The organism is Guptibacillus hwajinpoensis, assembly GCF_020524165.1.
GTDB classification, from domain to species: domain Bacteria; phylum Bacillota; class Bacilli; order Bacillales; family Guptibacillaceae; genus Guptibacillus; species Guptibacillus hwajinpoensis_D.
On the sequence record NZ_JAIVKU010000002.1, the window covers coordinates 326,592 to 351,207 of the forward strand.

General features: G+C 43.3%; 20 protein-coding genes. 16 read left to right on the forward strand and 4 right to left on the reverse strand.

Annotated features, from left to right (window positions below; genetic code table 11):
- Window positions 1-10: 10 nt before the first annotated feature.
- The 10 genes from LC090_RS03215 (at window position 11) to LC090_RS03260 (ending at window position 12,791) form a co-directional block, all read left to right on the forward strand.
- Window positions 11-1,414 carry a zinc ribbon domain-containing protein gene (locus tag LC090_RS03215; RefSeq protein WP_226655203.1) on the forward strand — a complete coding sequence of 468 codons (1,404 nt, stop codon included), beginning with the start codon at window positions 11-13 and terminating at the stop codon, window positions 1,412-1,414.
- Window positions 1,415-1,574: 160 nt separating this feature from the next.
- Complete coding sequence (locus tag LC090_RS03220; protein WP_226655206.1) at window positions 1,575-2,240, forward strand: DUF4867 family protein; 666 nt, start codon at window positions 1,575-1,577, stop codon at window positions 2,238-2,240.
- 14 nt (window positions 2,241-2,254) lie between these two features.
- Window positions 2,255-4,036, forward strand: a complete 1,782-nt coding sequence (locus LC090_RS03225) for a solute:sodium symporter family transporter (protein ID WP_226655208.1) — start codon at window positions 2,255-2,257, stop codon at window positions 4,034-4,036.
- Between the two features lie 27 nt (window positions 4,037-4,063).
- Window positions 4,064-6,106: an alpha-glucosidase gene (locus tag LC090_RS03230; RefSeq protein ID WP_226655210.1), complete on the forward strand. Its 2,043-nt coding sequence runs from the start codon at window positions 4,064-4,066 to the stop codon at window positions 6,104-6,106.
- Window positions 6,107-6,199: 93 nt separating this feature from the next.
- Complete coding sequence (sftI, locus tag LC090_RS03235) at window positions 6,200-7,543, forward strand: sulfoquinovose isomerase (RefSeq protein ID WP_226655212.1); 1,344 nt, start codon at window positions 6,200-6,202, stop codon at window positions 7,541-7,543.
- A 14-nt stretch (window positions 7,544-7,557) separates the two neighbouring features.
- Entirely contained in the window at window positions 7,558-8,721 is a 1,164-nt protein-coding gene (locus LC090_RS03240) for a diphosphate--fructose-6-phosphate 1-phosphotransferase (RefSeq protein WP_226655214.1), read from the forward strand.
- Complete coding sequence (locus LC090_RS03245) at window positions 8,711-9,433, forward strand: GntR family transcriptional regulator (protein WP_226655216.1); 723 nt, start codon at window positions 8,711-8,713, stop codon at window positions 9,431-9,433. Before LC090_RS03240 ends, LC090_RS03245 begins: the two co-directional genes overlap by 11 nt.
- A 15-nt stretch (window positions 9,434-9,448) precedes the next feature.
- Window positions 9,449-10,339, forward strand: a complete 891-nt coding sequence (locus LC090_RS03250; RefSeq protein WP_226655218.1) for a class II fructose-bisphosphate aldolase — start codon at window positions 9,449-9,451, stop codon at window positions 10,337-10,339.
- A gap of 20 nt (window positions 10,340-10,359) precedes the next feature.
- Entirely contained in the window at window positions 10,360-11,793 is a 1,434-nt protein-coding gene (locus tag LC090_RS03255) for an aldehyde dehydrogenase family protein (protein ID WP_226655221.1), read from the forward strand.
- Window positions 11,794-11,882: 89 nt separating this feature from the next.
- Window positions 11,883-12,791: an AEC family transporter gene (locus tag LC090_RS03260; protein ID WP_226655223.1), complete on the forward strand. Its 909-nt coding sequence runs from the start codon at window positions 11,883-11,885 to the stop codon at window positions 12,789-12,791.
- Window positions 12,792-12,895: 104 nt separating this feature from the next.
- Here the strand turns inward: LC090_RS03260 and LC090_RS03265 are convergent, their stop codons facing one another.
- Window positions 12,896-13,063, reverse strand: coding sequence for a hypothetical protein (locus LC090_RS03265; RefSeq protein ID WP_226655225.1), 168 nt, complete (start codon window positions 13,061-13,063; stop codon window positions 12,896-12,898).
- A gap of 94 nt (window positions 13,064-13,157) precedes the next feature.
- The gene (locus LC090_RS03270) at window positions 13,158-14,360 is read right to left on the reverse strand and encodes an iron-containing alcohol dehydrogenase (protein ID WP_226655227.1); all 1,203 of its coding nucleotides are present in this window, start codon (window positions 14,358-14,360) and stop codon (window positions 13,158-13,160) included.
- Between the two features lie 242 nt (window positions 14,361-14,602).
- Here LC090_RS03270 and LC090_RS03275 point away from each other — a divergent pair, with 242 nt between their 5' ends.
- Complete coding sequence (locus LC090_RS03275; RefSeq protein WP_226655230.1) at window positions 14,603-15,241, forward strand: pyroglutamyl-peptidase I; 639 nt, start codon at window positions 14,603-14,605, stop codon at window positions 15,239-15,241.
- Between the two features lie 71 nt (window positions 15,242-15,312).
- Window positions 15,313-15,612, forward strand: coding sequence for a TIGR04104 family putative zinc finger protein (locus LC090_RS03280; protein WP_226655232.1), 300 nt, complete (start codon window positions 15,313-15,315; stop codon window positions 15,610-15,612).
- A gap of 147 nt (window positions 15,613-15,759) precedes the next feature.
- On the opposite strand, the gene LC090_RS03285 is transcribed toward LC090_RS03280, so the two are convergent.
- Window positions 15,760-17,589, reverse strand: coding sequence for a diguanylate cyclase (locus LC090_RS03285; RefSeq protein ID WP_226655234.1), 1,830 nt, complete (start codon window positions 17,587-17,589; stop codon window positions 15,760-15,762).
- Between the two features lie 179 nt (window positions 17,590-17,768).
- On the reverse strand, window positions 17,769-18,359 hold the full coding sequence (locus LC090_RS03290) for a DUF5317 domain-containing protein (RefSeq protein WP_226655236.1): 591 nt from the start codon (window positions 18,357-18,359) through the stop codon (window positions 17,769-17,771).
- Between the two features lie 206 nt (window positions 18,360-18,565).
- On the opposite strand from LC090_RS03290, the gene LC090_RS03295 reads away from it, so the two are divergent.
- The 4 genes from LC090_RS03295 (at window position 18,566) to LC090_RS03310 (ending at window position 24,117) form a co-directional block, all read left to right on the forward strand.
- A complete protein-coding gene (locus tag LC090_RS03295) occupies window positions 18,566-19,492 on the forward strand; it encodes an ROK family protein (protein WP_226655238.1) in 927 nt (308 codons plus the stop codon).
- 11 nt (window positions 19,493-19,503) lie between these two features.
- Window positions 19,504-20,466, forward strand: a complete 963-nt coding sequence (manA, locus tag LC090_RS03300; protein WP_226655240.1) for a mannose-6-phosphate isomerase, class I — start codon at window positions 19,504-19,506, stop codon at window positions 20,464-20,466.
- A gap of 176 nt (window positions 20,467-20,642) precedes the next feature.
- Window positions 20,643-22,379: an ABC transporter ATP-binding protein gene (locus LC090_RS03305; protein ID WP_226655242.1), complete on the forward strand. Its 1,737-nt coding sequence runs from the start codon at window positions 20,643-20,645 to the stop codon at window positions 22,377-22,379.
- The gene (locus LC090_RS03310; RefSeq protein ID WP_226655244.1) at window positions 22,354-24,117 is read left to right on the forward strand and encodes an ABC transporter ATP-binding protein; all 1,764 of its coding nucleotides are present in this window, start codon (window positions 22,354-22,356) and stop codon (window positions 24,115-24,117) included. Before LC090_RS03305 ends, LC090_RS03310 begins: the two co-directional genes overlap by 26 nt.
- The last annotated feature ends 499 nt before the right edge of the window (window positions 24,118-24,616 follow it).

The window sequence follows — 24,616 nt, forward strand, 5'->3', positions numbered from 1 at the left end:
AGGTGGGAAGATGAATTGGTGCAATTCCTGTCATCGAAAAGAAGCTGGTGCTTTTTGTGTAAAGTGTGGACAGCAGGTAGGGAGATCGACAAAGGTGCCAGCAGGAAAGTCAAGATGGCTGTTATGGGGGGCAATTGTTGGAGGCATTTTGGTTGTCTTAATTGGTAGTTTTCTAACGTTAAAATGGATTTCGTCTCCAGAGCGGACAGTGGAGCATTTTCGCGAGGCATTGTTAGAAGAAGATTACGAAGCGATCGGTGAAATCATTCCACACATCAATCCCTTTCTTTCACATGAAGCTGAACTCGCGAGTTTTGTTTCGTTACTGAAAGATCACCCTGAACAGCGGGCACTACTACTTCAGGATTTGGAACGACAGGCGAGGACGTTTGAGGGTCATACATTCACAAAGCCAAATGAAGACTTGTTTCTTCAAATGGATGTAAGGAAGGATGGAAAAGTCTTTTACTTGTTTGATCACTACGTTATTTCTCCAGGTCCAATCTATGTAGAGGTAGGAACACAATTCGCTAAAACTACCCTCTATATTAATCAAGAAAAGAGTGAAACGATTGGAGAAAATGGGAAAAAAATCGGTCCATTTCTTCCAGGAATCTATCATTTTGAAACAAGATTAGATCATGAAGGGTATACGATGCGAGGAGAAGTGGAAGTAGAATTGGCTACTTCTGAAGAAACATTGCAGGTCGATTTGCCTGTAAATGGCGCTTTCTTGATGGCAGATTCGAATTATGAGGATGCTCGCCTATTTATTAATGGAAAAGATACCGGTGTTACAATTGGCGACGCCGAGAAAATGGGTCCCTATCCAACTGACGGTTCTGTTGTGATGCATGCTGAGAAAGCGTTCGATGCAGGCGTTGTAAAAAGCCCCGCCGTTCACTTTGAAGGAGAAGATCTATTTTTTGCGATCGACTATAGTGAGCCAGAACCTGTTGAGGTTGAAAAAGAAGTGGTCGAGGATCAGTCAGACGTGGCGCAGGAGGAAGTGAATTCAATTCTATCTTCAGTCAATACGTACCTGAATGATTGGATCTATGCCTATGAAAATCTTGAAACAGATTACTTCTCGAATGTTACACCAGAGTTAAAAACGTATTTTGACGAACGTTTCCGGTCTGTGAAAGAAAATAACGCCGCTTTTACCGGAGAGGTTGTGGAAGCCGCTTTTGATCTCGACAGCCTTTATATCAATTCATCTGGAAAGGTAGCAGAGATCGACGTTCTCGTTACGATGGATTCAGCGAATCATGAGCAAGGAGAAACCAACGTGGAGACAGAAGTAACTTCAAGTGGTTTTCACTATAAACTAGTGAAAAGCGGTGGGAAATGGTTGATTGATAGCCGAGAAGAAGTGGAGCATGTTGATTTAACGAATGCTGTTTTCTATTAAAGTGGTAGCGTAGTGAGGGTCAGGCTCGAACCTGACCCCTACAATGAAAATACAGATAATTTCAAAAAAACTATTGCAATCATGAATGCGTTTACAATATAATGTGATAAAAGGTTATGATGTTTAATTAAACATTACTACTTATATCGGAGGTACGGATATGATTGAGGCTTTACGCGAGTTAAATCCGCATTTGGATTTACAGTCTGTTGATTCTGAAGTGTTTCGAACGTATGGCAAGGTTCTTCCTGACTTTCCATTTGAGCAGGTGGCGCAGTTAATGAGGGAAACAGAAATTCCCGAACAGGGAAATCACTATGTTCCTTCAAAAAAAGAGCTTGAAGCGGAGGCTCTTAAAGCGTTCGTTGAAAACAGCTACTATGGAGGGATGCCGGTACAGATTGGTTATTGTAACGGTAACAATTCAGCTTTAGGAGGACTGGAATTTCATAAAGGTAGTGAAATTAACATTGCCATAACAGATTTTGTACTGCTTCTCGGACATACGAATGACATTGTAAACCATACATACGATGTGAAGAAGATAAAGGCGTTTTATGTTCCAAAGGGTTCCGCCATTGAAATGTATCAAACAACTCTCCATCTTGCCCCTTGCAAAGTGAGCGATGAAGGATTTAAATGTACGGTGATTTTACCCGAAGGAACCAATATCCCATTAGAAGATACTCAAAAAGGACATGATCCACTGCTTTTTATGAAAAATAAATGGCTTCTTGCTCATCAAGAGCATGAACGATTTATGTCACTTGGCGCACACAAAGGAATTGTCGGTGAAAATATTACAGTTGCTTACAGCAAGGGATAAAGGAGGACAACCTTATGTCAGGTATCACATTCACATTAGTTTCATGCGTCTTTTTTATGGCACTAGTTGCGTGGGTTTCCTACTTAAAAACAAGAAACTCCGTTAATGACTCAGATGGTTACTTTCTTGCAGGTAGAGGGTTAACGGGAGGATTCATTGCTGGTTCTCTTTTGCTCACAAACCTATCTGCTGAACAGTTGATCGGTTTAAATGGACAGGCTTATCGAACGAACCTTTCCAACATGGCGTGGGAAGTAACAGCAGCGTTTGCCATTGTCATTATGGCGCTCATCTTGTTACCTCGCTATCTTGGCGGTGCCTTTTCAACGTTACCTGAGTTTTTAAGCAAACGTTATGATGAAAGCGTTCGCAGATACACCGTTATCTTATTTATGCTTGGTTATATGTTTGTGACGATCCCATCTGTCCTATATTCTGGGGCACTTGCGATTCTTCGTCTTTTTGATGTACCAGAGCTACTTGGGATTTCATTTGAATCATCCGTTTGGCTCGTGATTTGGGTTATTGGAATTATTGGCGCCGTCTATGCCATCTTTGGTGGGTTAAAAGCAGTAGCGGTATCCGATACGTTAAACGGAATAGGACTTCTCTTTATCGGGTTAATTGTTCCCATTCTTGGCTTTTTTGCACTCGGAAATGGCGATATGTTAGAAGGAATCAAAACGATTACGACGGAAAATCCAGAGAAGTTAAATGCGATTGGCTCGAGTACCGATTCTGTTCCATTTTCAACCATTTTTACCGGAATGATTTTTATGAACATGTTCTACTGGGGAACGAATCAGTACGTGATTCAACGAACGCTTGGTGCGAAGAACCTTGCGGAAGGTCAAAAAGGTGTTCTTTTATCAGGGTTCTATAAACTGACAGTTCCATTTATGATGATGATTCCAGGTGTTATTGCCTTCCATCTTTATGGAAGCTCAATGGATCCAGTAGATCTTGCTTATCCAACGGTAGTCTCAAATCTACTACCGACGTTTATGTCTGGTCTCTTTCTAGCAGTACTTCTCGGCGCCGTATTCTCAAGCTTCAACTCACTATTAAACAGTGCAGCAACGATGTTTGCGCTTGATGTGTATAAAGCTGGGATTAACAAAAACGCAACGGACCGCCAGCTAATCAACGTTAGTAAATATTTTGGAAGCGTTCTCGCGCTTGTCTCTTTCTTTATTGCACCAATGCTGATGAACGCACCAGATGGATTGTGGGATTTGATTCGTCGCTTTACAGGCTTCTTTAACATCCCGATCATTGCCATTGTTCTTGTTGGGATTGTTTCAAAACGGATCCCTGCACTTGGAGCGAAAATCGCGATTATCTTCCACGTCATCACGTATTACATGCTTGTGTGGGGATTGAACCAGTTATTTAACATTGAAATTACGATGAACTTTATTCACATCTCAGCGATTCTTTTCTTAATTGAAGTTGCCATCATGATGGTCGTTGGCCGTATTCGTCCACTTCCTGAAGCGTATGAATTCCGAGCGAATCCAAAAGTAGATATGGTTCCGTGGAAGTTTACGATTCCAGTATCCGTTGTGCTGATTAGTCTAGTTGTCATGGTCTACATTCTCTTCTCACCAATTGGATTTGCTTACGAGGCTGGAATGGTTTCCGGATGGTTCTGGCCATCGATCTTAGGAACGGCTGTCGCTGGAGCACTCTGCTACCTTCTTGCACTAAAATCATGGAATAAGAAATACTCAGGCTTTGTTACTAAAAAACATGAAGAAGCGGTTAACGCTGATAAAAAATTTAGAAGCGCTTAAACGAAATGAACGTAGGGGGAAATTGCATTGAATATACTATCGACTAAACCGAGTTTTGAAGTGAATCAAAATGGAGAAGAATTTGACGTTTATCTTGACCGACGCTTACTGTTTCGTCATTCACCTGCCCGCCCGTTCATTTTCGTTGGTAGCGGTGAAGAAACGATTGATATGTATAGAGGGAATTTTAAAATAAAAGACTATGTTGTTGAGCGAGTGGCTCTTCGCTATGCAACGGTCCGGTACGAAGGAGAGACGTGTCGCATCGGGTTTCGCCACTTTTCTCATGATCATGAACTGTTAACGATGGTATTAAAGCAGGATAACGAAGGCCTTCGTGTTTCTTTTGAGCTTGTTGACCCCTTGTTTAATCGGTTCTGGGTACGCGTTAACGCGGATAAAGATGAGAAGGTTTACGGCTGTGGGGAACAGCTTTCCTACTTTAATTTAAGAGGGAAAAACTTCCCGCTCTGGACATCTGAACCCGGTGTAGGACGAAATAAATCAACCTATACAACCTGGCAAGCGGATGTGAAGGATCAAGCTGGTGGTGACTATTACAATACGAATTATCCACAGCCAACCTATGTATCTACCAATAAATATTACTGTCATGTCGAGACAACGGCTTTTGCAGATTTTGATTTTCAACGTGATGATTTTCATGAGCTTCACATTTGGGAAGCACCGGCCTCTATTTTGTTTGAAACAGGTCAAACGTATAAAGATCTCGTTGAAAAACTAACGGCTCGACTTGGTAGACAGCCCGAGCTTCCCGACTGGACGTTTGATGGGATCTGGCTCGGCATGCAGGGAGGAACGGAACGCGTACAAAATAAGATTGATCGTGCGATTGAAAAAGGGATGAAAATTGGAGCTGTTTGGTGTCAGGATTGGCAAGGAAAACGAGTGACGTCATTTGGTAAACGGTTGATGTGGAACTGGAAATGGAATTCAGAGGAATACCCTGAGCTTGACCAAAAAGTGAAGGAATGGAAGGAAAAAGGCATCCGTTTTATGGGGTACATTAATCCCTATGTTGCTGTCGAAGGAGACCTGTACCGTGAAGCTTATGAAAAAGGGTATCTTGCTACCGCATTAGATGGCGGTGATTATGTTGTTGACTTTGGCGAGTTCTATTGCGGCGTTGTGGATTTTACAAACGAAGCCGCTTGTGAATGGTATGAAGATGTGATCCAGAAGAACATGATTGATTTTGGAATGGACGGATGGATGGCCGATTTCGGTGAATATCTGCCAACTGATTTAAAGCTTCATAATGGAGAAGCTGCAACAAAAATGCACAACGCTTGGCCCGTCATGTGGGCAAAGGTAAATCATAACGCGGTTCAAAAAGCTGGACGCTGGGGCGATATTGTTTACTTTATGCGTGCAGGTTACTCAGGGAGTCAGGGATATTGTCCGCTATTATGGGCTGGGGATCAAAGTGTCGATTGGAGTCTTGATGATGGTCTTGCTTCGGTTATTCCAGCCGCGTTATCTGCTGGGATGAGTGGGAATGGCGTTCATCATAGTGATATTGGTGGTTACACAAGTCTTCATGGGAACAAGCGAAACAAAGAGCTGCTGCTTCGCTGGGTGGATATGGCAGCCTTCACACCCGTCATGCGAACGCACGAAGGAAATCGTCCTGATGACTGCTTCCAGTTCGATCAAGATGAAGAAACGCTTGAGCACTTTGTGAAAATGACGAACGTATATACAACTTTGAAGCCTTATCTAAAAGCATTAAGTAAAGAAAATGCCGAAAAAGGGATTCCGATCCAACGTCCGATGTTTATGGAATATGAGCATGATCTCGCTTCTTATAACATTCAGTATCAATATATGCTTGGATCTGAATTGGTCGTCGCTCCGGTTTATGAAGAAGGAAAAGAAACGTGGTCGGTGTACTTGCCTGAAGATGAGTGGGTTCATTTATGGACTGGTCAGGAAACAAGTGGTGGCCAGGTTGAAGTGAATGCGCCAATTGGTGAAACGCCTGTTTTCTATCGCAAGCGTTCTGCTTATGCAGACATTTTCCAAAAAGCGGCCATGGCGATAAAATAAGAAAATGAAATTAAAGGTTACTACCTATTTTAAAACATAATAATGTATGGTATAGTATTACCAACAAACAGAGAAGAAAGGTTGTGACCAATCGTGCCAAAAACGAGTATTCTTTACGTACCAATTGGGAGAAAAACGTTTGATCTAGAAGCAGGAGAGCTACAGCGAAAGAAAAGTTCAGAATTTCTTCATAGCGTCACTGAAAATGTGATTGAGCCAGAGGAGATCATCACGTCGCCTGAAGACTTAGAAGCTTTTCTTGAAAACGTTAACAGCGAAGAGATTATTGCAAGTATCTATCAGAGCGTGACGTTTGCGGATGGAGAATTTGTTGAAGCGCTTATTAAAAAAGTGGAAGCCCCTGTTATTGTCTGGTCCGTTCGTGAGCCAAGTGTGGGAGGACGACTTCGCTTAAATTCATTAACTGGTGGAAACAGCACGAGTCATGTGCTTCGATGCGCAAATCATCCATTTAGCTTTGTATTTGGGAACGGAGATGAAGCTCAAGTCCAGAAACGAATTAAGGTTCAGCTCAAAGTGCAAAAAGTAATTGAAGATCTGAAAGGTCTTACAATTGGTGTGATTGGAGAACATCCACCAGGCTTTTTCTTCTCAGGAACGGATGAAGAAGCGCTTCAAAAACAACTTGGCGTAACGGTGAAAAACTTCGATTTAAACAAAGCATTTGAAGAATGCGTTAAGCTACCTCGTGAAAAATGGGAAGGCGCGATTGAACGAGCAGAGCAACAGGTGATTGGGCTAAATCGGAATGAAGAAACGGTACAGCGATTTGCTCAGTTTACGACGTATGTTCAGGAACAAATTGATGCAGAAGACGTATCAGCGCTTGCGATCCGCTGCTGGCCAGACTTTTTCAATGAGCTTGGTGCTGCGGCATGTTCAACCCTTTCTCAATTTACTGAGGACGGCGTTGTGTCATCGTGTGAATCCGATATTCACGGTTCAGTATCGATGTTTATTCTGCAACAGCTAACAGGAAGTGCGCCGTATCTTGGCGATATGGTTCACGTCAATGAAGCAAGTAATTCGGTTGTGTTCTGGCATTGCGGTGCTGGCGCTTATTCGCTCGCCCATCCTGATCAAGGTGCACGCCCAGGCGTTCATCCAAACCGAAAGCTAGGCTTTACGATGGAATTTGGATTAAAACCAGGTCGCGTGACGATGTTCCGCGTTGGCTATACGCCAGAAGGATATCGCTTGCTTGTGATGCGAGGAAACGCACTCGATACGCCTCAGCGTTTCAATGGAACGTCTGTTGAAGTGGAACTTGAAACCGAAATCAATGACACGTTATATGGGTTAATGGAAGAAGGCTTCGAACCACACTACGCCATTATTTATGATGATGTAGCCGATGAGCTCGTTGAACTTGGAAAGCAGCTTGGTCTGAAGACGACGGTCTATACAAAGAACTGAAGGGAGACAGTTGCATGAAAAAGGTCGCTATTGGTCAGGCCGGGGGACCTACGGCCGTCATAAATGCTACCCTCGCAGGGTTTGTGAAAGAGATCGAACGAGATCATTCTCTGCTGTTTATACAAAATGGTTATGAAGGATTAGCGCACGGTACGTATCTTGATGGTGATAAAGAGATGCTTGGTCGCATTCAACTTCATCGCGATGTGCCAGGTGCGTGCCTCGGATCCGGACGTTTTCCACTTACAGATGAGCAAATTGAAAATGGCGTGCGCTTGCTTCACGCCCATGGTGTTGAAGTGCTTGTTTTTATCGGAGGTAACGGAACGATGGAAGCGTTAGCGAAAGTAGAAGCGGAAGCAAGAAGACAAAACATTTCGCTTCAGGTACTCGGGCTTCCTAAAACGGTCGATAACGACCTTGGCGGGACGGATCATGCGCCTGGGTTTGGAAGTTCAGCACGATATGTTGCTCAGGCAACGCGAGATATGAGTCGGGATCTTGCGTCGATGCAAAACTTTGAGAAAGTTCGAGTACTGGAGACAATGGGAAGAAATGCAGGGTGGTTGGCCGCTGCTTCTGGCCTTCTTCAGGAATATGAAGAAGAAGGTCCTCACTTTATCGCCATACCAGAGCGGTCTATTCAGTCAGATAGACTTCTTGACAACGTAAATACGGCACTGAACCGCTTTGGCTATGCCACAATCGTTGTTAGTGAGGGCGTTAGTCTAGGCAAAACAGGTCAAGTGGCGAGAGAAAAGATCGGTGGTAGAGCAGTACTTGGGGGAATCTCAAATGAGATCGCGCGCTTTTTAAAAAGTGAGTTAAACGTGATGACCAGAGCAGAGCTTCTTGGCATGAATCAACGCAGCTTCTCTGCAGTCGTTTCGGACGTGGACAGAGAAGAAGCTTATCTAGTCGGAAGCGTTGGAGGCAAATGGATACGTGAAGGTGTTTCAAGCGTAATGGTGTCTATTCAAAGGAATAAACATTCCCGCTATTCAGTGAGAATGCGACCAATTGAGCTTAAAAAAGTGGTGGCTGCTGGAGAACGGGTCATGCCTGATGCATTCATTGAAGATCGAAAAAGGTATTTTGAGTGGCTAAAACCGCTCATTGGAGAAGAGATTATCGCATACCCTCCTCCCTTACAAAGGACTGAAGTGTATGTCGATTAATCCGGCCGGAGAGGCGCTCTACCTTCAAGTTAAGGATGTGCTCATTGATCGCATTCAGAGCGGAACCTGGAAACCCAATACCATTATTCCAACAGAGCAAGCACTGATTAAAGAATTCGGTGTAAGTCGGACGACGATTCGTCAGGCAATTACGATTCTTGTTCAAAATGGACTGCTTGAAAAAAAGCAGGGACATGGCACGATTGTAAAGCCCCATCAGCTTGTAGGAAATCTTGGCCAGCTTAAAGGGTTTGCTGAAGAAGTGATGGAAAAAGGCCAGATTCCTTCGTCTAGGTTAATAAGGGCAGAATTCAAGACGAATCTGTATCTTGAAAATGAGATGCTTCAAGTTGCTGAAGGAGCTCCGGTTCTTCTTGTTGAACGCATTCGCTTCGCTGATGAGACGCCTGTGGCGCTTGAACGAACGTGCTGGCCAGAGCCGATCGGAAAGCTTCTGATACAACATGATTTAAATGAAGCAAAATACTATGAAATTCTAGAAAACTATCAGGTTTATTTAAACAAAGCGCAGGAGCGAATTGCGGCAATTAACGCCACGATTGACGAAGCTGATTCATTGGCCATCCGCCCGGGTGAGGCGCTACTTGAAATGACTCGTCTCAGCTTTGGATTGAATGATCACCCAATCGAGTATACAAAAACGAAGTATCGAAGTGATCAGTACCATTACAATATTGAATTGAAGCGATAGAAGGGAGAAATGGTGATGCCATTTATTAACGGAAAAACAATGCTGGATCATGCTTTTCAAAATGGATATGGGGTAGGGGCATTTAGCGCACATAACGCGGAAACCGTGCTTGCCATTTTCGAGGCAGCTGCAGAGGAAAAAGCACCCATTATGATTCAAGTAGGACAAAAAGTCATTCAAACGCTAGGCATGGAAGCATTAAAAGTTCTGATTGATACGTATGAAAAAGAATTTGATGTTCCAGTCGCAATTCATCTTGATCACAGCCGTCAGTTTGAGCAAACGATGCAAGCTGTGCAAATGGGTTTCCAATCCGTCATGTTTGATGGTTCCGGTTTATCGTTTGAACAAAACACGGCGACAACGAAAAAAGTTGTCGACATTGCAAGGGCCCTTGGTATTGGCTCTGAAGGAGAAATCGGTAAAATTGGTGGCACGGAAGATGACATTACAGTTGATGAAAAGGATGCGCTGATTACAACAACCGAAGAAGCCGTAGCTTTTGTTGAAGCAACTGATGTTGATTATCTTGCGGTATCAATCGGAACGGCTCACGGGATTTATAAAGAAACACCTAACCTACGTTTTGAACGATTGAAAGAAATTGTTGATGCCGTTCAGCGTCCTGTCGTTCTTCATGGTGGATCAGATGTGCCAGATGAACAAGTGCAACGGGCGATTTCACTTGGAATTGCGAAAATCAATGTGGACACAGAGCTTCGTCAGGCATTTACGAGAGGCGTTCAAGAAGCCTTTTCAGAAAATCCGGATGATATTGTGCTCGCAAGTTCACTTGGCCGTGGTCGCTTACGCATGAAAGAAAAAGTACAAGAAAAGATTCGCGTATTTGGTAGCAGGGGTAAAGCAGAAGAACTTTTGTCAGATAAAAAGGTCGTAACGTTATAAAAAAGGAGGATGATGTTAACGTGGCTACACAAACTTCAGTAAGAACATATGGGTTATATATTAATGGGGAATGGCGTGAAAAAACAGCAACGGATGCCGTTTTAAATAAATATACGCAGGAAGTAGCAGCGAATACGGCTACAGCTGAAGAACAGGACGTAAAGGATGCGGTGCAAGCTGCTAAGACAGCTTTGAAAACCCCCTTTTCGCCTTACAATCGGTACACTGTTTTGATTAAAGCTGCCGCAACACTTCGAGCTCGTCAGGATGAGCTTGGAGAAGTGCTTGCGAAGGAAGTTGGAAAGCCTTTAGCAGAGTGTAAAGGTGAAGTAGGTAGAGCCGCTTTAACATTAGAAGTTTCGGCAGAAGAAGCAAAGCGGATACACGGAGAAGGGATTCCTGTGGAAGCTGCGCCTGGATCTGAACAGCGTCAGGCTTACACACGACGCTTTCCAATCGGTGTTGTTGCTGCAATCACACCATTTAACGTACCACTGAATCTTGTATGCCACAAAATTGGCCCTGCGCTTGCAGCAGGAAACAGCGTTGTTTTAAAACCAGCTGAAGTGACGCCGGTATGTGCGATTCTTTTAACGGAAATATTTGAAGAAGCGGGACTGCCAGCAGGACGCCTGAACTTGATTACGGGAGAGGGAGCAACGGTAGGCGAATGGCTTCTTTCGAATCAAGATGTGAATATGTTTACGTTTACGGGAAGCCCGCGTGTTGGCCAGCTAATTCGAGAAAGAGCTGGACTACGCAAAGTGGCATTAGAGCTAGGAAACAATTCAGCAACGATTGTGCATCATGACGCAGATGTTGAGACAGCCGCAACGCAGTCAGCACAAAAAAGTTTTAACAACGCAGGTCAGGTTTGTATCTCAGTCCAACGCGTCTATGTACATGAAGATATTTACGAGCCGTTCCTTGCAAAAATGAAGGAAGTAACAGAAGGACTTGTTTTAGGTGATCCAATGGATGCAGCGACTGATATCGGCCCGATGATTGCTGAGCGCGAAGCGATTCGAGTAGAGAGCTGGGTAAACGAAGCGGTTGAGCAGGGAGCTGTGATTGAAACGGGTGGAAAACGAGATGGTGTATTCTATCAACCTACTATTTTAACGAATGTAAATGATGATATGAAGGTCTGTCGTCAAGAACTCTTTGGTCCGGTCGTAGCGGTTAGCACGTACCGCTCAACAGACGAAGTGATTGCGAGAGTGAATGATTCAGAGTATGGTCTTCAAGCTGGACTCTTTACGAATGACCTCGCCTTTACGTTAAAAGCGATCAATGAGGTTCATGTAGGTGGACTGATTATTAATGATACGTCAGGCTATCGCGTTGATCATATGCCATACGGTGGGGTGAAGAAAAGTGGAACGGGCAAAGAAGGTCCACGCTATGCGATTGAAGAAATGACAGAAGAAAAAATTATCGTTTTTAACGGATGAGGGTAGACAGGGGGCCGATAAATTGAATCGGGTCCCTTTTCATCCTGTCATAGGACGCTATCGCTTTTAGAAGCTGAAGGAGAATGAAGATGTCAATCATAACCATACTGCTACCGATCTTTTTCGTATTTGGCGTCGGGTATCTTGCGCAGCACTTTTTAAAATTAGAGACGAAAGTGCTTTCGAATCTCGCTTTATATGTGCTCGTGCCGCTTCTTGTTTTTCGGACGTTCTATGAACAAGAAATTGATTCATCCTACGGGTATTTATCGATCTACATGCTTGGTCTGTGCTTTGCACTTATTGCAATTGTGAGCATTTTATCGAAAATATACGGCTATACCGAATCAGAACGGTGCGGTTTGGTTTTATCGAGTGCATTTATGAATAATGGAAATTATGGCACACCGCTTGTTCTGTTTCTATTTGGAACGGTCGGGATGGAAACAGCGATTGTGTTAATGGTGCTCCAGCAGTTGTTAATGAGCACCCTTGGCGTCTATTATGCGGCAAAAGGAAGTCCGGATCACGACGGGGTAAAAGCGGCCCTTAGAGCGGTTCGGAAAATGCCGATGGTATACGGTGCCATTGTGGGCATCTTGTTTCAATGGTTACACATTCCGCTCGGCACGATCCGTGATGGCGTGGATTTGATAGCGGACGCAGCGATTCCCGTTATTATGGTGACGCTTGGTATGCAGCTTGCCAATATTCGGTTGCGCGTGATTGATTGGCGAAAGCTCTCAACGGCGTTATCGCTTAAATTAATGATTGCGCCGCTTATTGCAGCTGGAATTGTTTTACTCATGCCGGTTGATCCATTAACGAAGCAAATTATGATCATTATGGCCGCAACTCCAACGGCTGCCAATACGACGATGTACGCGATTCAGTTTCATACGGAACCTCAAAATGTTTCAAGTGCAACGCTTGTTTCCACCGTTTCGAGCTTAGCTACGATGCCGGTGGTGATTTATTTAGCAACGACGTTTGTTTGAAGATAGGAGGTTGGAGGTTAAAGGGGGTCAGGCTCGAGCCTGACCCCCTTCACAAACAAAAAGGCGAAAGTGTCCTCCCACCGTGGACACTTTCGCCTTTTGAATCATTGTATAAAAGAAGCGATCAATAATGCGAGAAAGATAAGCGAAATAAATGCAAGGAAGATCACGCCCATTTTGCGAATCGCTGGAGGGAAGCGATCGGTTAGCGGAACTCTTATTAGAAAGATCATGATCGCAAGAGTAAGAATAAGTAATAAGAAGTAACCCAAGTATGACACCACCTAGTTCCGTTTTAAGTGGTGTTCCCTAAGGAGAGCGAAATCAATCATAACGTCCGCTAAGCAGACGTTATGATTGATTTCTTTAGGGGTGTTGAATATTCGCAAGTGACGCTTCGACAACTTTTCCATTAAAAGCAGATTGATAGATGGCACGAATATCTGCTTCGTAAAGAGGTAGAGGACTCCTAGCCAGCAATCTTTTCTGCTTCAATCCATCTTCCGTCAGGGATTCAAGAGCAGAAGTTGGAATATCGAATCCACCAAGAGTCCCTGGGATGCCTACGTCTTGAACGAGCCTTTCTAACTGACGTACACATTCATACGATGCTTCTTCTTCAGAAAGGAATTGTGAGTTACCACCAAGCGCATTTAATATATCACCCATTCGCTTCGGACAGCTTTTTCGGATATACCCCATTACGTAAGGAAGAAGAACGGCATTGGAATCACCGTGAGCGATATGAAACTGGCCACCAAGAGGGTAAGCGAGGGCATGAACGCCCGCCACACCAGCGTTAAAAAAAGCAAGACCCGCGATATAGCTTCCGTTACTCATATCGATTCGAGCTTCTCGATCCTCGCCGTTAGAAACGGCGCATCTGATGGAGCGGCTAATTAACCGGATTGCTTGTAAGGCAAGTCCATCCGTCGTTGGACTCGCGTTGACCGAGACGTAAGCTTCAATCGCATGGGTAAGGGCATCAACACCTGTTGCTGCGGTAACCTTTGCCGGAACAGAAATGGTTAGTTCTGGATCAACAATCGCTGCATCTGCGAGAAGATAGTCGTGTGTCACCACATCTTTTGAGCTTTCAAGAGAGAGCACGGCGATGTTGGTTACTTCAGAACCAGTCCCTGCCGTTGTAGGAATCAGAATTTTAGGGAGGCCTTTTTCTGTAATTTGTCTCCTTCCTGATAAATTTAGATAATCAGAAGCGGTTCCTTCATGGGCTGAAAGAACCGCCGTTAACTTGGCGAGATCTAAGGCACTTCCTCCACCAAGTCCAATGATGAGGTCGAATTTATTTTCTTTCGTGTAGTTAACGAGCTTTTCCCCGGTGGCAAGAGGCGGTTCAGGAACAATATCTGTATAAATTTCGACGGTATATCCTGCATCCGCTAATGGTATCCGAACGCGGTCAACGAGACCGATATCATCTAAAACGGGATCCGTCACAACAAGAATACGCTCCGGAGAGTGCTTCTCCACTTCAGGTAAAAGCTGTTCAAGTGAACCCCAGCCGGTGTAGCTGAGTGGCGTGAAAACAAGTTTAGAAAAAGACATACGGTGTTGCCTCCTTTTGTTTAGATAAACCTTACACGACAGAGTTTCGTGATTTAATAAAGAAATCCCTTCATTTAGAACTTAGAACGTGAAGAACTTCTCAATAGAAGATCACTTTTGTGACTATGGTAAAAAAATACTAAATTTTCTAGGTTAAATCTCATGAAAAAAGGTTATAGAAAGGTAATATAGGAGATTTGTATCTTTACCATGACTGGTTAAAAGCGAAAGGGGAGAGTAGAGTGAAACCTTTATTGTTAACTGGAATTGAACCTTTTCTTGAGCATCGACACAACCCGACCGAGCAGATTGTCATGGAATTGGATGAAGAAACGATTGGTGGATTTGAAATTATTTCGCGCGTGTTGCCTGTTGATTATGAACGAGCGGCAGAAATGCTGATTGAATATGTTGAACAGTGTGAGCCGTTTGCGGTCATTATGCTGGGGCTCGCTGCAAATCGAACGAAGATCACGCCAGAGCGGATTGCGATTAACGTCAATGACAGTGTAGAGGATAACGCAGGACATGCTCCTGAAGACCAACCGATTGTTGAAGGAGGACCAGCTGCTTATTTTTCAACGCTACCTGTGAAAAAAATGACGGATGCGCTTGTACAGAACGGCATCCCTGCAGAAATATCCAATACAGCTGGAACCTACCTCTGCAATAACGTCATGTATAGCGTGCTTTATGCTCTTGAACAAAGGAACCTCTCTATTCCTGCTGGATTCGTTCATGTGCCGCCAACTTTTGAGATGACGCTTCATCATTCCGCACATACGGGTTTTCCATTTACGAGTATTCGAGATGCTATTAAGATAATGATTCACACTCTTTCCGATTTAGAAGGACACGCACATGATCATTCTAAAAGCTGAGCCGTTCAGCTTTTTTCCATTTCGAAACCCTGGGCGAGCGACACTCGTATAAAGAGTAAGGGGGAATGAACATGGCTACCTGTCAACAATGTCATACAGAATGGACGTGGAAAGAAACATTTCGCGCGGTGATTCATTTTAAACATTACAACGTTTGTCCATATTGCGGTAGTAAGCAGTATCCTACGCGAAGGACTCGGAATAATCTGGCCGTGATCCCGAGTATTGTCGCCGTTTTCTGGCTACCGATGCTTGCATTTGGTTTCCCACTTTCCATTATTGTTCCGTTTGAACTCGCGATGGCTGTTGCTTCAATTGGCATTTTACCTTTTTTTTATCATGTTACCGATCGTAACGAGCCGATGTGGTAATCGACTCGTTATGCTTACATATTTGTTGGGAAAAGTGAAGCAGGCTGCTTTCATTTCTCAATCAGTTAAGACAAACATAAAAGGTGTAAGGAAACAGTTCATGCCTTTTAACAGTAAAAATGAGCGAATGCTTCGGCATTCGCTCATTTACATAGAGATTTGAATTGGATTGTCATTTAACGCCGGATTTTCTTTAATCATCTTAATAAATGCATGGACGAGTTCAGGATCAAACTGTGTGCCTGCACATTTCTCTAGCTCATCGATCGCTTCGCTAATCGATTTTGTTTTTTGGTAGGGGCGTTCCGTTGTCATGGCATCAAATGAATCAATAATCGTTAACACGCGTACAAGTTTCGGAATCTCTTCACCGCTTAAGCCAAAAGGATAACCTTTTCCATCATATCGTTCATGGTGGAGCTCGATGAGGGGGAGGAGGTCGTGGAGTTCGCGATTTGTTGACACAATCTCCCTTCCCCATGTGACGTGCTTTTGAACCATCTCCCATTCATCTTTCGTCAGTTTTCCCTTTTTGTTAATCACGTCACGGGGAATTTCAAGCTTCCCGATATCGTGTATCAATGCCCCCATCACAAGCGTTTTCTGATCATTCGCATGTAATGTTAATTTATTGCTAAACTCAATCGCATACTCATGGACTCTCTTGCTGTGTTTATACGTATAGACGTCTTTAGAGAGAAAGAGCTTTAATTGTTGCTCTAACAGTTCCATTTCTTTATGGTTGTAAAACGTTTTGGTAGGTACGTGATTCGCATCATAAACACAAACATAATTCTTGCCTTTTGTTTTGGCAAAATACATGGCTTGATCCGCTTTTTCGAGTACCTCTGATGAATCGTACATATCCCGGTTGTACTGAATAACACCTGCAGAGAATGATAAACAGCCATGTGGAAGAACTTCGACACCCTCAAAATAATGGTCGTTTACTTCTTTTCGAAAGTGATTGATGATGTGATAGGCTTCTCGTTCCGTTTTCTCGGGCATTAATAGTGCAAATTCTTCTCCACCGTAGCGAGCCGCCGTAAACACGTCTTGCCCATTTCTTTTCAGTTCTGCCCCGAAGTGTTTGAGAAGCTTATCCCCTTGTAAATGACCGAACTGGTCGTTGTATTTTTTGAAATCGTCAAGATCGATTAACCCGATTGATAAAGGCTGTCCTGTTGCTTTTGCCGTTTTTATTTCGTTCTCTAAAATCGATTTAAAATAGCCGTGATTGTATAGCTCAGTGAGATGATCGATGTCCGCTTTTTGTGCAACTTCTTGGTAGAGTTCGAAATACTGTTTAAAAGAAACCGACAGCAGGACGGCAACAGATAAAAATAATACCATTCCTAGAATGATCTGTTGTTGCATTAATAAAACGAGAATTAAGGAAAGAACAAGCGTGATGAAATAACTTGATATTGTCTCTTTTAACATGCCTTGAACGATCTGAACTAAGTTTTCAGTCGCGGATAAAAGAAAGAAAACACCTATTAAGAGCACATTTAAACTAAAGTAAATGAGTAGAGAGAGCATATAAGAAGCGACGTTTAAGAATGAGAGCTTGCCGATCGCTCCTCCAGAGAGAATAAAAGCTTCGTATGCTCCGATGATCATGATGCTATAAATGGCAAAGTTAAATAAATGCTTCCACCAGACAACTTTTTTGTTATATAGAGCATAGATGATCGAGGTTACAAGCAAAAGGGTTAGCGTCATATGGAGATCAAATACAAATAAGACTGCCAGATAAATCGCTGAATCCATTGATAGCGAGTTCCCGCTTGGTGGCAATAGAATTGTATAATGATTCAATAACAGGATTGCCGCAACGAACGTGAAGGCCAGACTCCAGTTAATTTGATGAAATGTCAGTAAGTACTGCGTAAGGAAAAGAGAACTTCCTGCGATTGTTGTGAGTGCAAGGTATACACTTACAACATTAGTAAATTTCTGAAAGATGCCCTTCATGTCTCGATCACTCTCATTTAAATTTAGTTTTTTTAGGAGAAGCAATGCCTCTCCTTTGTGATTAAACCAATTTAAATCCAGAAGTTAGTGCGATAACAGCAGTAGTAATAATAGCAATATTCATAAGAATGCCTGTTAGCTTAATTCCCTCTTTCCGTTCCATCAATGTCCACCTCCTTTCAAGTACTTTTTTGAGGCGCTGGCGTTTGGATGAGGTTTTCTGGATGTTTGGTCTTAACCATTACGCGCTGGATGAAAATAAAAATACCGATATTCATGATTATGTCACCAATACTGATCACCTGGTCCTTTGGATAAGGGTCCGTAATCGGAATGACGTCGCCAAGGAACCAGAATGCAGTACCTTCGGCTAGTACGGCATGCTTGCCGTATAGACCATTTTTAATTGCTTCTGCATAAGCCGGATCAAGAATGTTCGCTGCTTCAAGGGATACAGGCATCCTGCCTCCGTTAAGAGCCATGACGATAAAATTTAAGAGAACACCGATGAAAAGAATCATGATCCCAACGTTCATTTTTCGATTTAACCAAAGAAATGTTAGTCCGACGATGTAAATCAGCATAAAGAGTGGTGCGCTTAGTTTTCCAATCCATGCATAGGTAGATTGAAAGGAAAAGATAAGCACCTCAATAACAAGCAGCAGTGGAAAGATCCATCCAGCTCGAAATGAGAGATAAGCAAAGCCTTTTAAACTTCCTTTTCTTAAGTATCCGACAAGAATTGCTACTAAAATGCCGTCAAAAACCATTGAAGTCACCCGATTTGTGTCATTTTATTATTAGTTTAGCAGAGGGTTGGGAGATTAGGAAGAATTTTCTTAAAAATGACAATACTCGTTTTACTGTTCTCTTGTTCTTTCATAGAAAAATTTCGACATTCTATCATATTTTTCAACGCCTTCTAACACAAGAATTCGTGATAGGATATAAGAAAGAGTGATAGGGAGGTAGAGAAATGGAAAACGTGTATATTGGAGTAGACCTTGGGGGTACAAACCTTCGTGTTGGAATTGTCGATGGGAGCGGACGAATTCTTCAAGTGAAACAAATAGCGACAGAAGCCGAACAGGGCTACGAATCGATTATTGAGCGAATGACCAATTTAATAAAAGAAGTGAAAAAAGCGTATTCTGCGGTTTCCATTGGGATTGGTTCACCAGGTCCTCTTAATCCTTTTGAAGGAATCGTGATATCCCCACCTAATCTCCCTGGATGGAAAGATGTACCGATTACCTCACTGATTGAAGAAGCAATCGGCATTCCCACGTATCTCGTCAATGACGCCGATGCGGCTGCGCTAGGTGAAGCCTTATTCGGCGGGGGAAAGGATCGAGAAAGCTCATTTTACATAACAGTTAGCACAGGCGTTGGCGGTGGTTACGTGCAAAATAATCGCCTTATGCAAGGCGAACACGGCTATAGCGCGGAGATTGGCAATATGATTATCCAGCCTGGTGGTCAGAAGCACGCGAATATGAATGCAGGCTCTCTTGAAGCGCTCGCTTCTGGTACGTCGATTGCAAGGGAAGCAAACGCACGATTTGGCAAATCTTTAGGAGCGGAAGAAGTGTTTCAACTTGCTAAAGAAGAAAACCAAGAAGCCCAGGCGATTATTGAAGAGGCGGTAGATGCGCTTGCGATTGGGATCGCCAATCTTGTTCACACTGTTGATCCGTCTGTCTTTATTCTCGGTGGCGGGGTGATGCAGGAAAAAGAAATGCTTTTACCGATGTTACGAAAAAAGGTTGATACCTACGTGTATGAAGGACTTCGTGGGAAAGTCGCAATCGAACCCGTTCAGCTGCATGATAAAGCTGGCATTATTGGGGCAGCGATGCATGGGCGACAGAAATTTGATGAGGAAAAGCTGAAAAAAGAGTAGGAGGAAGTTAGATGTATCAACACGAACCACTTTTTCTAACACCTGAATTTAAGGATCGTCTTTGGGGGGGAACGAAGCTGAGAGATGTTTTTGGCTATACGATTCCAACTGAAACGACTGGCGAATGTTGGGGGATTTCTGCACACCAGAATGGTGCAAGTGAAGTCCGGAATGGTCCGCTTGCTGGAAGAAAATTAAATGAAGTTTGGGAAAGTCACCGTGAATTATTTGGTGACGAAGATGGCGAACACTTTCCACTTTTAGTTAAAATTCTGGATGCTGATCAGGATCTTTCGGTTCAAGTTCACCCTGATGACTCCTATGCGAGAGAAGTAGAGGGAGAGGCTTACGGAAAAACAGAATGCTGGTATATTATTGATTGTGACCCAGGCTCTGAACTGATTTTTGGTCATCACGCTCAGTCAAAAGAATCTTTCAAAGAGCTGATTACGGCTGGGGATTGGGATAACCTGCTTCGCCGTATTCCGATCGAACCTGGAGAGTTTTACTTTGTACCAAGCGGAACCATTCATGCGATCGGTGCAGGAACAATGATTCTTGAAACGCAGCAAAGTTCAGATACAACATACCGCGTGTATGATTATGATCGAACAGACGCAAATGGAAATACACGCGAGCTTCATATTGAACGTTCAATTGACGTAGCGTCGATCCCCCATGAGGATCCACCATTTTCACCTCTTGTAGCAGAAGAAGATGGATTAAAGCAGGTACAGCTTGTCTCGTCGGAATATTTTACGGTTTATAAATGGGAGCTTGATGGCACGTATTCTCTTCCGGAAGAACACCCTTATTTGCTTGTAAGTGTACTGAGCGGGGAAGGCGTGATCCTATCAGGAGATTCTTCTCAAGCTGTTCAGCAAGGCGATCACCTCATTATTCCCGCAACAATGAAGTACTGTCAGTTAGAGGGCGACCTTGAAATGATCGTATCTAAAAGTAATAAAGCCTAAATAAAAGCCAGCTCAAGATGTGAGCTGGCTTTTTGTGTTGGATGAATAAGGGCTAACACAAATCTAAAGCACTTTTTGGAAGTTCTCTAGTGAAAAAGCTCATTTTTGTTCGAGCCCCTAAATATCCTGTATAATATGTAATTAAGAAAAAAGGACGCAAGATGAGGGAGGGCGCCATGCGAAACGTATTCGCTTTTATAAAACCTTATAAAGTGGCGGCGATAATAGCAGCCCTTTTAATGCTCGTTGAATTGGCCGTTGAACTGTGGCTGCCGTTATTTATGGCGGACATTATTGATAACGGGATTGCAAAGGAAAATCTTAGCGTAATTACAGAATTGGGCATCTGGATGATTGTTCTAACAGTTATTTCTTTTGTGGCTTCGATTATTAACACCTATCTCGCCTCCTATGTTAGTCAGCATTTTGGATTCGATTTACGAAAGGCTCTGTTTGAAAAAGTACAATCGTTTGCTTTTGCAGACTTTAATCGTTTTCCAACATCGTCGCTATTAACAAGACTGACGAACGATGTAAATCAGGTGCAGCTCGTCGTTTTTATGGGCCTTCGAATTATGGTTCGAGCTCCGTTGCTTGTTGTGGGTGGCGTCGTCATGGCTTTTGTTGTCGATGTACAACTTGCTCTCCTGTTAACCGCTGCTATTCCACTCGTCATTGTTTTTCTTTATTTTGTGATGAAAAAAGGCGTTCCGCTTTTCAGCTCCGTTCAAGAGAAGCTAGACCGAGTTAACGGCGTCATGAGAGAGAACTTAGTTGGCGTTAGACTGATTAAAGCCTACCTTAGAAGTAAGCACGAGCAGCAAAGATTTAAAAAGGTGAATGAAAACTTAATGAGTCAGACCGTCACATCTCTCCGTTTAATTGAACTTGCTACGCCGGTACTCTTAATTCTAATGAATGTTGCGATCGTGGCTGTCATTTGGTTTGGCGGCGTGAAAGTTGTTGCAGGTACAGCGCAAGTAGGGGGAATTTCAGCGATCATTACATATGGAACGCGTATTACGGTGGCGCTCACGATGTTTTCGTTTATTCTTATGCTTCTATCAAGAGCAAGAGCTTCTGCCCATCGGATGCAGGAAGTATTACAGACAGAAACATATGCTGAAAATGAAGCAGGCGTTGAGCCGGACGCTTTTGAGAAACTTGAGTTTCGACACGTGAGCTTCCGCTATCCAGATTCAGAAGACGAGGTTCTTCGCGATCTTAATTTCACAGCAGAAAAAGGGCAACTTATTGGCGTCATGGGGGCCACAGGATCTGGAAAATCTTCGATGATTCAGCTTATTCCTAGGTTGTATGAACCGACAGAAGGAACCGTTTTGTTCAATGGGCTTAACGAGACGGCCATTCATCTGGATGAATTAAGGTCTCGTATCGGCGTTGTCCCGCAGGAAGTAGTTCTTTTTAGTGGAACGATTGGCGATAACATTCGCTGGGGAAAAGAGGATGCAAGCATAGAAGAAGTGGAGGCCGCAGCTAAAGCGGCTCAGATTCATTCCTTTATTCTGACGCTTCCGAATCAGTATGATACGGTTCTAGGACAAAAAGGCATTAACCTTTCTGGTGGTCAGAAACAGCGGTTATCCATTGCGCGAGCTCTCATTCGAAATCCAGAAATTTTAATTCTAGATGACAGTACGAGTGCCCTTGATCTTCATACAGAGTCAGAACTGCAAAAAGCCCTGAAGGAACAGGAAAGCATGATTTTGTTAATTGCCCAAAAGATCAGTTCGATTAAAGAAGCAGATAAGATTCTTCTTCTCGAGGATGGGGCAATTATTGGGGAAGGAACCCATGATCAGCTTCTTGATAGCAGTTCCGTTTATCGAGAGATTTACGTTTCTCAATACGGAGAGGAGGCCGCCAATGAGCTCAAACAAAAAACGCTCTAAACAGCAGAGGAAACGTCCGGATGATTTTAAAGGAACGGTCGGTCGGATATGGAGATATTTATCGATTCAAAAAGGCTGGCTTTTTCTTGTTATTGTGATGGTTGTTTTTAGTTCGGGGTTTAGTTTACTTGGCCCTTATTTAACGAGCGTTGCGATTGATGACTATCTCGTACCAGGAAAGCTAGACGGCCTGCTGCTTATTCTAGGTCTACTTGTTACCGTCTACGTGCTGCAATCCGCTGCAACCTTTTTTCAAAATTTCTGGATGATTGGCATTGCACAGAAAACGGTTTATCGTATGAGAAAAGATTTGTTTCATCATCTTCATCGTCTGCCTATTCCTTTTTTTGATAAGAAAACGCACGGTGAATTAATGAGCAGGTTAACAAACGATATTGAAAATGTCAGTCGTACGTTAAATAGTTCCGTCATTCAAATCTTTTCAAGTGTCCTTACGCTTATCGGTACGATTGCCCTCATGCTGTGGTTAAGCCCACTCTTAACGTTGATTACGTTCACCATTATTCCTCTGATGTTTCTTGGTATGAAATGGATTACGAACCGAACCGGACACTATTTTAAAGAGCAGCAGCGAAACCTTGGTGAGATGAATAGCGTGATTGAAGAAACGCTGTCAGGACAGCAAATTATCAAGTCTTTTTCTCAAGAAAAACGTGTGTTGAAGGAACTGAATGAAAAAAATGAAGCGCTAAGAACGTCGGGGTTCTGGGCGATGACGTATTCAGGTTTTATCCCGAAATTAATGAATGTTTTAAATAACCTTAGCTTCTTACTTATTGCAGCTGCAGGTGGATTGCTTTCGCTAAATGGTTACGTATCAATCGGTGTCATTGTGGCGTTTATTCAATACTCGCGACTTTTTACTAGACCGCTGAATGACCTGGCCAATCAGTTTAATACAATCCTATCGGCTGTCGCCGGTGCGGAACGCGTCTTTAACATTCTTGATGAGAAGGAAGAGCGTCCTGATGAAGGAGACGCGGTGGTACTCCAGCAGGTAAAAGGGAAGGTAGCGTTTCAGAACGTTTCGTTTGGTTATGAAAAAGACGGCGCGACACTGACGAATATTTCGTTTGAAGCGAAGCCTGGTGAGTCTGTTGCGATTATTGGACCAACCGGAGCAGGGAAAACAACGATCGTGAATCTGCTGATGCGCTTCTATGAACTGAATGGGGGCAAAATTGAAGTCGATGATCACGATGTGACAAAGGTGAAAAGGGAAAGCCTGCGGCAAAACATGGGGTTTGTGCTGCAAGACACCTTTTTGTTTAATGGAACTGTTCGCGAAAACATTCGCTATGGCCGACTAGATGCGACTGACAAAGAAGTAGAGGAAGCTGCGCGCGTAGCAAATGCGCACACGTTTATTTCACGTTTATCAGAAGGGTATGATACGGTACTGAATCAGGACGGGGGAGGCATTAGTCACGGTCAAAGGCAGCTTCTTTCCATCGCAAGAGCGGTCCTTGCCGATCCAGCCATTTTGATTCTAGATGAAGCAACGAGTAGCATTGATACACGAACTGAAATTCAAATTCAAAAAGCGCTATGGGCCTTAATGGAGGGACGTACAAGCTTCATTATCGCGCATCGATTGAATACCATTCAACGAGCCGATCAGATTATCGCTCTCGATCAGGGGAAGATTATCGAAAAAGGTACGCATGAAGAATTGTTAGAGAAAAAAGGTTACTTGTGGGGTCAGGTCGGTACCTGACCCCCTCTAAAGACAAAACAAGGCGATTGTCCACTACAGGCGGACAATCGCTTTTTTTGCGCTGAAAGATAAGATTGTAGAAATCATATTGCAAGGGAGAAACGAGTATGAGTAAACTAAGATCAGGGCTTAAATAAGGAAAATATTGTTAATCACTGGGAGTGTAAAATGAGCTAGAAAGGGAAGAGGTGTTTCTTCTTGAGCTAAAGCGACTTAGGGAAAAAGATCACATAACCTTTCAAACAAGCTTCTACGAATGGCAGAAGAAGAATAAAAACGAAAATGGAGTTACGCTGTTACAAGTGAAGAAGCAACAGCTTCTAGTGAAATGGAAGCAGTGGCGTTAAAGGAGAAAAGCTGTCTCGTTGAACGGTGGTTGATCACCGTTCAAGGGACAGTCTTTTTTTAGACTAACAAAAAACAAGTTGATTCCGCGTGGATCGTTCGATATATAATGACATAAGGGAAGTCCTCTGATGGAGGACATGTGTCTGTGGAG